The sequence below is a fragment of the Dyella dinghuensis genome, assembly GCF_003977615.1.
Classification (GTDB): domain Bacteria; phylum Pseudomonadota; class Gammaproteobacteria; order Xanthomonadales; family Rhodanobacteraceae; genus Dyella_B; species Dyella_B dinghuensis.
Window position 1 is genome coordinate 83772 of sequence record NZ_RYZR01000006.1, and the last position, 12250, is coordinate 96021.

The following is a 12250-nucleotide window of genomic DNA, read 5'->3' on the forward strand; positions in this document are numbered from 1 at the left end:
CGAATGCCGCGTTCGTAGGTTGGGTTGCGTTGCGCTAACCCAACCTACGCATCGTTACTGATAGACGCGCAGCCGATTGAAGATCCACGCGTAATACGACTTCACCAGATCCTTGTTCGCACAATCGGCATACAGCCCATTGCAGCGCTCGCGCAACGACGTCAGCGCGGTGAAATAAGGATCCATCGGCAAGCCTGACGCTTTCAGAACCATCCCCGGCAGGTGCGCAATATCGAGCATCGGATACTTCGGCAACGCCGCACCCGGCACATTGCTCTTGATCATGTAATACGTCAGATAGTCCTGATATGGCACCAGCTCGGATGGCAACGTACGCGGCAACGTGCGCATCAGGTCATCGAACGAAGGTTGGTGATCGCCGAAATGCACCAGCACCGTCGGTTGCGCGCGATCGAGGAAATCGTGCTCGAGGCCCTTCATCGCCACGTCTGAATCATGCAGGCGTTGCAGATAGGTATCGAAGTTCAACGCGGTTGCATCGGGCAAACCCTGCAACAGATTCTGGAACTGTTTGGGCAGCGTCGACATTGGATCGTCGTGCGGCCCGTGCTGATTGATCGTCAGGACCATGATGAAGATCGGTTGCCCCGGCTTCTTCAACTGATCGTAGACACGCTTGGCCGCCGTGAACATCTGTGCGTCGGTTTCGTCCCAGTCGTCCAGCCCCAGTTCGTGCGCACCGTAAAAGTGATCGACGCCATAAGCCTTGTAGGCATCGTGACCGTTGAGGAAAACACCGTTGGTCGGATAGATCGCAACCGTGGTGTAACCCAGTCGTTTCAACTGCAGCGGCAGCGAGTCGCGCACACGCGGCGCGAGCACGTATGGCGCATACATGCCGCCGGGTCCGAAGATGTCCTGCGGCATGCCAGTCAACGCGGCAAATTCGCTGACCCAGGTGCCACCGCCAAAGGTATGCACGCGCATCACGCCAGTTCCGCGTGTCATTGCATCGGGCTTGAACATGTCCAGGTGACATTCCGGCACGGTGCAATGCATGTATGGCGCCGGGTCGAAGGTACTTTCTTCCAGTACCTGCACAATGTCCGGGTATTGGCTGGCGTCGGTCGTGCCCGGCGTGGTCGTATTCGTCGACTGCCAGTCGCGTGCGGCGTCGGCGTCGGAAGCCATGGCGGGCAGATGCACGCTGGAGTCGCGCAGGTTGACGAAGAAATTGGTCAACGCCGCATCGTCGGACATCTTTTCCCAAGCACCGCGCGCATGCACTTGCGCAAACGGGCCGGCGGGAAGCAGGCACGCCCAGAATGCCAACACGCAAATCGCGATGCCACTCACACGCAGCGCTGCTTGCGGCAGCAGACGCAGTTTCGCAAACAGACGGCGATCGTAGTGCCATGCAAGCCACAGCACGATCGGCACGGCGATGCCGACGCAGATGCCGACGCTGTAAATATTGGGATAACGCCGCAAGGTCTCGAACAAACTGGAGTGTATGTAGTACACAAAGTCGGCCGGCATCAGCGGCGATTCGAGGTATTCCTGCTTGAGCACGGTGATCGCGCGCAACAGCAAAAACAATCCACTACTGAACACCAGCGCGAACGCGAGGCGCGCGAAGACAAAGAGCGCTGCGCCCAGCACGCAGAACATCAGCGCGAGCACAAACAGGCGCTGCTCCAGTTGCGGTTCCTGCCACGCGGTAAACCATGCGCAGATGGCAAAGAATGCCCACGCGCAAAGCATAGTTGTGCGGTCTCGCGAGATGCGAAACGGATTCAACGGCATTGAGGGATTCCTCTGATGCGTCCACCGTGTCGAGGGGCGGCGCACCGTTCTTGTGAGTGTCAAGGACGCGTCATTTTAGAGCCTTTTTATCGTCAAAAAGGGGTCCTCAACCTTCGAACAGTCACCTATATCTGCTAGGTTCATGCTCTTAACGCCCCGCCACGGAAGCCCTATGCACCAACGTTCCCGCCGCCTGACTGCCCTGCTTTCCGCCGTCCTGCTTGCCGGTTGCGCCAGCCAGCCACAGCCGCATGCAACCGCCCAAGCGCCGAAACTGCCGGAAGGTTTGCGGGCGGACGTGGCGGTGCTGGAGACGACGGATATCCATTCGAATCTGCTGAGCTACGACTACTACAAGCAGAAAGCCGATCCGACGCTGGGCTTCGAACGCACGGTCACCCTGATACGCAAGGCGCGTACCCAGTTCACCAATAGCCTGCTGTTCGACGCGGGCGACACCATTCAGGGCAGCGTGCTGGCCGATTACCAGGCGCAAGTACAGAAGATCGGTTGCGGGCAAGAACTTGCGGTCTATCAGTCGATGGACGCCATTGGCTACGATGGCGGCACCATCGGCAACCACGAATTCAATTACGGCTTGCCGTTCCTGTCGCAGGTGACGGGTACGCCGATGAACGTCGATGGCGGCACCACGCAACCGTGCGCCGGCCCGCGTTACCCGCTGGTATTGGCGAACGTCGACAGCATGCGCGACGGCAAACCGATCTTCAAACCGTGGACGATCATCGAACGCAAGATCGCGGCATTCACGCCGGATGGAAGTCAGCTGAGCGTGCCGCTGCGTATCGCCATCATCGGTTTCACGCCGCCGCCGATCATGCAGTGGGACAAGCAGAATCTGCAGGGCAAAGTCACCGTCACCGGTGTCGTGGAAGCCGCACAGAAATACATGCCGGAGATTCAGGCGCAGCATCCGGATCTGGTTATCGCGATTCTGCATGGCGGCATGAACAATTCGCCATACACGCCCGATATGGAAAACGGCGGCTGGTATCTCGCAGGCGTGCCAGGCATCGATGTATTGCTGATGGGTCACGAACACGTCGACTTCCCCGGGCCGCGCTTTGCGCACATGCAGGACGTGGACGATCAGCGCGGCTACGTGCGTGGCGTTCCCGCCGTGATGGGTGGCTTCTTCGGCAAGGACCTCGGTGTCATTCGTCTTGCGCTGGTGCGCCAGCAGGATCATTGGGTGATCGACAAGACGAAAACCTTCAGCCAGGTGTGGCCGATCTGTCCGCCGATGATGGTGGGTGGCAAGCCGACGATTTCTGCATCGAATTGCGCGCCGGCTGATCCGCAGATCGGGCAGGTTGTCGGCAACGTGCAGCAGCAGGCGATCAACTATGTAAACACGCCGATCGGTCAGAGCAAGCTGCGCATGAGCAGTTACTTTGCCGACGAAGGCGACATGAGCGCGCTGGCACCCATCAACGCGGCGCAAATCGACTACACCAGGAAAGAACTTCCCGCGACACATCCCGAACTCGCCAACACACCGGTGTTGGCCTCCGCCGCAGCGTTCCGCACCGGATTCGGCGGCCCGGATGATTACACCGATGTGATGCCCGGCGCGCTTACGCTACGCAGCGCAGCCGATTTGTACTTCTATCCGAACACGCTTAGCGCGGTGAAACTGGACGGCCAGGGCGTGAAAGCGTGGCTGGAACAATCCGCCGAACGCTTCAACCAGATCGATCCGCATGCGAGCGGGGAACAGCAGCTCATCAACGTCAAATACGTCGGCTACAACTTCGATCAGATTCAGGGCGGCATTGCCTACGTCATCGATGTGTCCAAGCCGGTCGGTCAGCGCATCGTGAAACTGACGTATCAAGGCAAGCCACTATCGCCCACGCAGACATTCATCGTGGTGACGAACAATTACCGCGCCAATGGCGGTGGTCACTTCCCGGGTCTGGATGGCAGCAACGTTGTGCTTGCCGCGCCGGATGGCACGCGTGAAATTCTTGCCGATTGGTTGAAGGCGCATCCAACACTCGACGCCAAAGACCTGCCGCACGCGTCGTGGCATTTCGCGCGACTGAAGACACATGGCGCGGTGGTGTTCACATCCGCCAGCGGCAAACAATCCATCGCCGAAGACGATGGTCTGCACGACATCCATCAACTGCGCGACAACGGTGATGGCACCGCGGTTTATTCGATCGATCTTTCGCAATGACGCAGTAATGCAACGCCGTTCCGAGGGAAGCGACGCACTGATACCATCCCGCGCGCCCTCCCTCGGAGCATGGCCGCATGTCCGAAACGGCACGCCATCCCCCGATATCGGCACCAAGACGACCGAATAAAGCGCCGCGGGGGCACCCCTGCCGCCGGTTCAGATACCGACGGTGGATGTAACAGCGACATGCCAATGTTTCATTAGCGAACAGTTGACGCTGGCTCGGAATCGCAACTATCTTCGGAGCCATGTCGCCACGTAACGCGCCAGCACGCATGTTTTTTGCCCCGGTCAACACCGGGCGCGCTGCCGTTTTGACGACAACGACCACCACGATTACCACCACCACCGGAACCGGAACTATCGGCTCTGGGTGGGTAAACGTGCGCGACTAAGGTTTTATACGCAACGGCCCCGCCCTCAGATGAGGCGGGCCGGCATATCCCCGAACCGCCAGCGAGAACGGGGCCTCACACGGAGGCCACCATGGACAGCTGTGCATCACTCATCGCCGAACACCCTCACCGACTGCCACCGCTGCAGGCTGCCAGTTCGCGTCGCCGAACGTTGGCGGTGGGGTTGATCGGCCCGGGACGAGTCGGCAGCGTGCTGCTGAACCAGTTGCGTCATGCGCAGGAACGCCTTGCGCGCGAAACCGGCCTGGAGCTCAAACTCCGCGGCGTGGCCGCGAGCCGGCGCATGTGGCTCGATTGCGATGATCCGGATCTCAACGCGCGCCACGATGGTGCCCAAACATGGCGCCCAACCGACCTGGATGAATTTGCCGCTTACATTCGCGGCGAAGACCGCCATCACGCGATGCTGATCGATTGCAGCGCGAACGATGCGGTGGCGTCGCACTACGCCGAATGGCTCGCGTCGGGACTTCACGTCGTGACGCCAAACAAGCTGGCGAGCAGCGGCCCGCTGTCGCGCTGGCAGGCCATTCGCGCAGCCAGCAATCACGGTGGGCGTTTTCGTTATGAAGCGACGGTGTGCGCAGGATTGCCGGTGGTGCAAACCCTGCGCGACCTGCTCGATACCGGCGATCAGCTGCTGTCGGTGGAAGGCATGTTCTCCGGCACGCTGGCGTGGCTGTGTTGCCAGTACGACGGGAAACGTTCGTTCTCCTCGCTCGTGCGTGAAGCACATGCACTGGGCTACACCGAGCCTGATCCACGCGATGATCTCTCCGGCATCGACGTCGCGCGCAAGCTGGTGATTCTTGCGCGCGAAGCCGGATGGCCTCTTTCCCTGCAGGACGTCGCCGTGAAAAGCCTCGTGCCGGCGGAGCTGGCGAGCCTCTCGCGGGAGGCATTCATGGAACGATTGGAAGATATGGACGTCCCCATGGCCGGCTGGCTGGCCAAGGCGCAAACCGAACAGGGCGTGCTGCGGCACGTCGCCAGCCTGGACCGTGAAGGCCACGCCAAGGTCCAGTTGCATGTGCTGCCCGCCGCTCACCCGTTCGCGCACACGCGCCTTACGGATAACATCGTGCAATTCCGTACACAGCGTTACCGCGATAATCCGCTGCTTGTGCAAGGCCCCGGCGCCGGCCCGGAAGTGACGGCGGCTGGGGCTTTCGCCGATCTGCTGCGCATTGCCGAATCGCTGGAGGTACGCGCATGAATGCTCCGCTCGCTGTAAAGGTCACGATGCCCCCGCAACGCCTTCTATCTGCTTGTGCCGTCGCCTATGCCAGCGTGGGTAACGTCGGTGTGGGCTTCGACATTCTCGGGCACTGCGTCGCGGGCGCATCGGATCAGGTGGAAGTGCATCGCATCGATACTCCCACCGTGCGCATCGCCGCCATCAAGGGTTGCGTCGAAGTGCTGCCGATGGATGCCGCCCAGAACACGGCCGGCGCTGCGTTGATGGCACTGCGCAAGGCGCTCGGTTTGCAACACGGCTTCGAACTTACGTTGCACAAAGGCATTGCGCTCGGTTCGGGCATGGGTGGTTCGGCGGCCTCCTGCGTTGCTGCCTTGGTGGCAGCGAATGCCTTGCTGGAACGCCCGTTGTCGCGCGAATCGCTGTATGGCTTCGCGCTGGAAGGCGAAGCCGTGGCAAGCGGCGGACGTCACGGCGATAACGTCGGCCCGATGCTGCTCGGCGGCTTGGTGCTTGCGACGCGCGACCGGCTGTTGCGTATCCCCGTTCCTCCGACGTGGCATTGCGCACTGGTGCATCCACATGTCGTGCTCGAAACACGCAAGGCACGCGCTGCGCTGGCCGGCGATTACGCGTTGAGCGAGTTCGTCGCGCAATCGGCCAATCTCGCACTGGTGCTCGCCGGTTGCTGGCAAAACGATGCGGAGCTGGTACGCGAAGGTTTGAAAGACGTGCTGGTGGAACCGCGCCGCGCACCGCTCGTACCGAACTTTGCGCGCGTGAAACAAGCCGCGATGGACCACAACGCATTGGGTGCCAGCATTTCCGGCGGCGGTCCCAGCGTCTTCGGCTGGTTCGAACATCACGCCGATGCCGAAGCCGCAGCGCACGCGATGCGCAGCGCGTTCAACGAAGTGGGACTGGATAGCGATACGCTCGTCGCGCCTGTCGAAGGGCCGGCCGCACAGTTGATTCCATGCATCGAGGGAGAGCGACAGGCATGAGTGTGCCGTTACGGTATCCGAGCACGCGTGGCGCAAGCCCCGCCGCGACGCTAAGCGAAGCGATTGCAGCAGGCCTTGCACCGGACGGCGGTCTTTACGTGCCCGATCATTTGCCGACGCTGCATCCGGACAGTTTCGATCCAGAAGGAACGCTGGCCAATACCGCAGCGACGTTGCTCGCACCGTTTTTTGCCGGCGACAAACTCGCCCGCGAACTACCCGCGATCTGTGCTGAGGCACTGACATTCGTCACTCCGTTGCGCCCTTTGCAACGCCATCCCAAGACATCCGTGCTCGAACTTTTCCACGGACCGACCGCCGCATTCAAGGACGTTGGCGCACGTTTTCTTGCCGCGTGCCTGCGACGCTTGCGTGATGGCAACGACCAACCATTGACGATCCTGGTAGCCACCTCCGGCGATACCGGCGCAGCCGTTGGCGCCGCATTTCACCAGCAGCCCGGCGTGGAAGTGGCGATCCTTTATCCCGATGGCCGCGTTTCGCCACGGCAGGCGCATCAACTCGAATGCTTCGGCGACAACGTGCGCGCGTTACGTGTGCAGGGACGTTTCGACGACTGCCAGCGCATGGTGAAGGCCGCCTTGAACGATACGGGCCTGCAATCCCAAACGGCATTGTCTTCAGCCAACAGCATCAGTCTCGGACGCCTGTTGCCGCAGATGAGTTACTACGCCCATGCGTCGCTGGCCTGGTGGAGAGAGCATCGTGAACCGCTGAATTTTGTCGTGCCGACGGGCAATCTGGGCAACGCGCTCGCGGCTGTTTGGACGCGGCAGATGGGCCTGCCGATTGGCCACATACGCTTGGCGTGCAATGCCAACGCGACGCTGCCCGATTTCTTTGCGGGTGCGAACTATTCACCCCGGCATGCCGTCGCAACGCTTGCCAACGCCATGGACGTGGGCGCACCAAGCAACTTCGAACGGCTGCAATGGACATTCCCGCAACCCGATACGCTGCGCGCGCAACTCATTGCACAAAGCGTGGACGATCGCACTATCTGCACCACCATTGCGATGCATGCGCATGAGCATGACGAGGTGTTCTGCCCGCACACGGCAACGGCCATGCATGTGGTGGATGAGTTGCGTGCAGCGGGTGACGAACAAACCTGGGCCGTCGTTGCGACCGCGCATCCCGCCAAATTCGAAAACGTGGTCGAGCCGCTGGTAGGTCACTCAGTCGACGTACCGTCGTCACTCGCAGCGATGTTGCAACGCCCAGCCAGTGCAGAAACGCTATCTGCCGAGGACCATGCGCTGCGTCAGTGGTTGCTCGAACGTACGGCGCAGAGCGCTACCGTAACCTGATCAGTCACCCAGCGACGCACCATGCGTCTGGATGACGTTTGCGTAGAACTTTGCCGAGGCCTTTGGCGTGCGTTTCTGCGTGGCAAAATCGACGTGGTACAAACCGAATCGTTTGGAAAAGCCTAGCGACCACTCCAGGTTGTCCAGCAGCGACCACGCGTAATAGCCCTTTACGTTCACGCCCGCCTCGATGCTCTCATGCAAAGCACGCAAGTGCTTGCGCAGGTAATCGATGCGTAAAGGATCCTGCACTATGTCGCTTTCGGCCACAGGCGGATCGTAAAACGCTGCGCCGTTTTCGGTCACGTAGATCGGTACGTCGCCATAGCGATCCTTGAACCACACGAGCGTGTCTTTCAGGCCCTTTTCGTAGACTTCCCAGCTGGTTTCGGTATGCGTGGTGTTGCGCTGATACACCCGCTTGCCGATCTGCGGGTACGCGCGCCTGTCATGCCGCACAACCGAGCGCGTGTAGTAGTTGATGCCGACGAAGTCGACCGGCTGTTTCGTGAGCGAGAAATCGTCCGACGGAAAGTCGGGCCACGCATCCTCGAAAATGTCCTTCAGCTCCGGCGGATAAGACCCAAGCAGCGCAGGGTCGGCGAACTGTTCGTTCATGTATGCCTGCGCGCGCCGCGTAGCGGCAAGATCCTTCGGATTATCGGATGCGGGATATTTCGGCTCGATATTGAAGACGACACCGATCTGATGTTTTCCGACCGCGCGATAAGCCTGAATACCCGCGCCGCTGGCACGCATGATGTTGTGCGCGGCAATCGGTGCTTCGTATTTGTTGCGATGCCCCGGGGCCAGCACACCGTGCAGGTAACCGCCATCGGTCACCACCCACGGCTCGTTGATCGTCGACCACAGCTTTACCCGGCCATCGAGTGCCTTGAAGACAACGCTGGCGTATTCGGCAAACCAATCGGCGCTATCGCGATTCAACCAGCCACCGCGATCGTCGAGTGCCGCCGGCAAATCCCAATGGAACAGCGTGGCATTCGGCTCAATGCCGTTTTCCAGCAACTCATCGACCAGACGCGAATAGAAATCCAAGCCCTTTTGATTGATGCGCCCTGTGCCTTCAGGCAATACACGCCCCCAGGCGAGACTGAAGCGATAGCTCTTCAACCCGAGCGCGCGCATCAGCTGCACATCGTCTTTGTAACGGTGGTAGTGATCGCAGGCGACGTCACCCGTGTCGCCATTAGCCATCATGCCGGGCGTGTGTGCGAAACGCTGCCAGATACTTGGCCCCGCGCCATCGGCCAGCGGCGAACCTTCGATCTGGTACGCGGAGGTGGCGGCACCCCAGACGAAATCCGCGGGGAAACGATAGCTGCGGCTCATGATGCGAAACTCTCGATGCCGCAGTGCGGCTTGATGTAACACAGTGTGTAACGAGAATAACCTGATACTGTTGCCCAACGCAGTACTTCAGCATGCTTTGCATGTTGCACGACGCGATTAATTCCATGGAGCGATGCATTTCGATGGCCACCGTCCGCCTTAACCGAGTGCGCAAGATCTACCCTAACGGTCATGTGGCAGTGGACGATGCCAGCTTCGATATTGCCGAAGGTGAGCTGCTGGTATTGGTGGGGCCTTCCGGCTGCGGCAAGACGACGTTGTTGCGTATGATCGCCGGGCTCGAAACGATTTCGTCCGGCACGCTGAGCATCGGCGGCCAGGTGGTGAACGATGTTGCGCCGAAAGATCGCGACATCGCGATGGTGTTTCAGAATTACGCGCTGTATCCGCACATGACTGTTGCCGAGAATCTCGGCTTCGGTTTGCGCTTGCGCGGCAAGAAGCCGGATGACATTGAGCGACGCGTGCGCGATGCCGCGCGTCTGCTGGAGCTGGAGAATCGGCTCGATGCCGTACCGGCCGCACTTTCCGGCGGACAACGTCAGCGCGTCGCGTTGGGACGTGCGCTGGTGCGCGAACCGAAGGTGTTTCTGCTCGACGAGCCGCTGTCCAATCTCGATGCGAAGCTGCGCTTGTCTATGCGCGTGGAGATTGCCCGGCTGCACCGGCAACTCGGCACCACGACGATTTATGTGACGCACGATCAGGTCGAGGCCATGACACTGGGGCAGCGCATCGTGGTGCTGGATGGCGGCAAGATTCAGCAGATCGACACCCCGATGAATCTTTACGATAAACCGGCCAATCTCTTTGTGGCGGGATTTCTTGGATCGCCAGCGATGAACCTGTTGCGCGGTACGCTGCAACAGCAAGATGGCTGGCACTTGGTGATGCCGAACGGCACCGTGCCGCTTGGCACCCTGGATACGAACCCGACGACGCTGGCGCAGTGGCTTGGCCGGCAGATCGTCGTGGGTGTCCGCCCCGAAGACCTCCAACCCACATCGCATGCGACGGCCTTGAGTGCCGATGTCGAAGTGGTGGAGCCGATTGGCAATGAGGTATTTCTCAATCTGCGTTTCGGCGATCAGGCACTCGTTTCGCGCGTTGCACCGTCGCAACATGTCACGCCCGGCAGCCAGCTGTCTTTTCACATTGACTCCGACCGCATTCACTTCTTCGATCCTGAAGGCGGCGCACGCATCATCTGATAACGGTTGCGTTCTGGGTGTCGTGCGAAGAGCGCGAATCGTCATGATCTGTACCTATCCCTTCACACTGCCGATAAGCAGCCCTTCCAGGTAATAGCGCTGCAACGCCAGGAAAAGCACGAGCACAGGCAGCACCGTGACGACGGAGCCGGCCATCATCAACTCGGTATCGGTTGCATGTTCGCGCGCCAGCGATGCGAGGCCCAGCGGCAAGGTGTAATGCCCCTGCCCTGTCAGCACAATTAGCGGCCACATGAAATCGTTCCACGCGGTGAGAAAGGTGAAGATCGCCAGGGTCACCATGATCGGCTTAAGTAACGGCAGCACGATCTGCACGAAGATGCGGAATTCCCCTGCGCCATCGATGCGCGCGGCCTCCATCAATTCATCGGGTATACCGCGCGCGTACTGGCGAACCAGGAAAATGCCAAACGCCGTGGACATGGCGGGCACGATCACACCACCATAATTGTTCACCAGTCCGATGTACTTCAGCATCAGGAACAACGGCAACATGGCGACCTGTGCTGGAATGACAAGCATCCCGATGACTGTCTTGAACAACTGTTGTCGACCGGCAAAGCGCAGTTTGGCGAACGCGTAACCGGCCATCAGATTGATGGCCAGCGACAGCACGGTAATCGCCGTTGATACAAACAAGCTGTTGAGCAAGTAACTGCCTACACCCGCACGCAGGAAGAGCAGCTCGTAGTTGTAGAAAGTAGCGTGCGCAGGCAGTAACGGCGGCGGCAGTGCACTGGCCGCGCTGGGCTGCATGAAGGACACCGAGAGCATCCATAGCAACGGAAACAACGCAACGATCGTGCCGCCGATCAGCAGTCCGTTAATGATGACCTTGGCCATGCGCGGCATCACGCCTCCTCTCCACGGCGGCCAAGGCGCAGCATAAGAACCGTCACGACGAACATGATGATGAACAGCAGAAACGCAATCGCCGAGGCGGAACCCATGTTCCACCATTTGAAACCTTCGTCGTACATCATGTAGAGCACGCTCGTCGTACTTTCCAGCGGGCCGCCTTCCGTCATCACGTACGGTTCTGCAAACAACTGGAAATAACCCGATACAGTGAGGATGCCAACCATCAGCAAGGTCGGTCCCAGCATGGGCAGCGTGATGTGACGGAACTGCTGCCAGAACGATGCGCCGTCGATGCGCGCCGCCTCATACAGTTCGACGGGGATCGCCTGCAAACCCGCGAGAAAGATGATCATGTTGTAACCGAAGTTCTTCCACACCGCGAAAAGAATGATCGCTGGCATCGCCCAATGCGGATCGCCTAGCCAATCGACCGGATGGATACCGACCCAACTGAGCGCGACGTTGATCAATCCGTACTTGGTGTTAAAGAGGTAACGCCAGACCACGGCGACCGCGACCACGGTAGTGACCACAGGGGCAAACAATGCCGTGCGAAAAAAAGGTTTGCAGCGTGCGAGCGGCGAATTGAGCAGCAACGCGGCGCCCAGCGAGACGAGCATGGACAAAGGCACACCTACCGCCACGAAGTAAAGCGTGTGCCCGAGTGCGGACCAGAAAAGTGGTCTGTGCAGCAACTCGATGTAGTTATTCAACGCGATGAATCGCAAGTTGTGGATATCGGCCAGCGCATACAGATCGTAGTCGGTGAGGCTGAGAAACAACGCGGCAATAACGGGAAGTAGAAAGAACACGCCAAGGATCACCATCGCCGGCGCAAGAAACAGCCATGCAGCGCCA

At 59.9% G+C, this 12250-nt stretch carries 9 protein-coding genes; 5 read left to right on the forward strand and 4 right to left on the reverse strand.

Features of this window, described 5'->3' with window-relative positions:
• Positions 1–54: 54 nt before the first annotated feature.
• Positions 55–1767 (reverse strand): LTA synthase family protein, encoded by a 1713-nt coding sequence (locus EKH79_RS11430; protein WP_126673958.1) that lies wholly within the window; start codon positions 1765–1767, stop codon positions 55–57.
• A gap of 172 nt (positions 1768–1939) precedes the next feature.
• Here EKH79_RS11430 and EKH79_RS11435 point away from each other — a divergent pair, with 172 nt between their 5' ends.
• The 4 genes from EKH79_RS11435 to thrC all read left to right on the forward strand — a co-directional run bounded on the left by EKH79_RS11435 (position 1940) and on the right by thrC (position 7925).
• The gene (locus EKH79_RS11435) at positions 1940–3973 is read left to right on the forward strand and encodes a bifunctional 2',3'-cyclic-nucleotide 2'-phosphodiesterase/3'-nucleotidase (RefSeq protein ID WP_126673959.1); all 2034 of its coding nucleotides are present in this window, start codon (positions 1940–1942) and stop codon (positions 3971–3973) included.
• 489 nt (positions 3974–4462) lie between these two features.
• Positions 4463–5608, forward strand: a complete 1146-nt coding sequence (locus EKH79_RS11440) for a homoserine dehydrogenase family protein (RefSeq protein ID WP_126673960.1) — start codon at positions 4463–4465, stop codon at positions 5606–5608.
• Positions 5605–6594, forward strand: coding sequence for a homoserine kinase (locus EKH79_RS11445; RefSeq protein ID WP_126673961.1), 990 nt, complete (start codon positions 5605–5607; stop codon positions 6592–6594). Before EKH79_RS11440 ends, EKH79_RS11445 begins: the two co-directional genes overlap by 4 nt.
• A complete protein-coding gene (thrC, locus tag EKH79_RS11450; protein ID WP_126673962.1) occupies positions 6591–7925 on the forward strand; it encodes a threonine synthase in 1335 nt (444 codons plus the stop codon). Before EKH79_RS11445 ends, thrC begins: the two co-directional genes overlap by 4 nt.
• Here the strand turns inward: thrC and EKH79_RS11455 are convergent, their stop codons facing one another.
• Positions 7926–9278 carry a GH1 family beta-glucosidase gene (locus tag EKH79_RS11455; protein ID WP_126673963.1) on the reverse strand — a complete coding sequence of 451 codons (1353 nt, stop codon included), beginning with the start codon at positions 9276–9278 and terminating at the stop codon, positions 7926–7928.
• Positions 9279–9421: 143 nt separating this feature from the next.
• Between EKH79_RS11455 and EKH79_RS11460 the strand changes: the two genes are divergently transcribed.
• Positions 9422–10510 carry an ABC transporter ATP-binding protein gene (locus tag EKH79_RS11460; protein WP_126673964.1) on the forward strand — a complete coding sequence of 363 codons (1089 nt, stop codon included), beginning with the start codon at positions 9422–9424 and terminating at the stop codon, positions 10508–10510.
• Between the two features lie 54 nt (positions 10511–10564).
• Here EKH79_RS11460 and EKH79_RS11465 read toward each other — a convergent pair whose 3' ends face one another.
• Together EKH79_RS11465 and EKH79_RS11470 are read right to left on the reverse strand one after the other, a co-directional pair.
• Entirely contained in the window at positions 10565–11383 is an 819-nt protein-coding gene (locus EKH79_RS11465; protein WP_199754320.1) for a carbohydrate ABC transporter permease, read from the reverse strand.
• Positions 11383–12219 carry a carbohydrate ABC transporter permease gene (locus EKH79_RS11470; protein WP_126674410.1) on the reverse strand — a complete coding sequence of 279 codons (837 nt, stop codon included), beginning with the start codon at positions 12217–12219 and terminating at the stop codon, positions 11383–11385. The genes EKH79_RS11465 and EKH79_RS11470 overlap by 1 nt, the downstream gene beginning before the upstream one ends.
• Between the last annotated feature and the right edge of the window lie 31 nt (positions 12220–12250).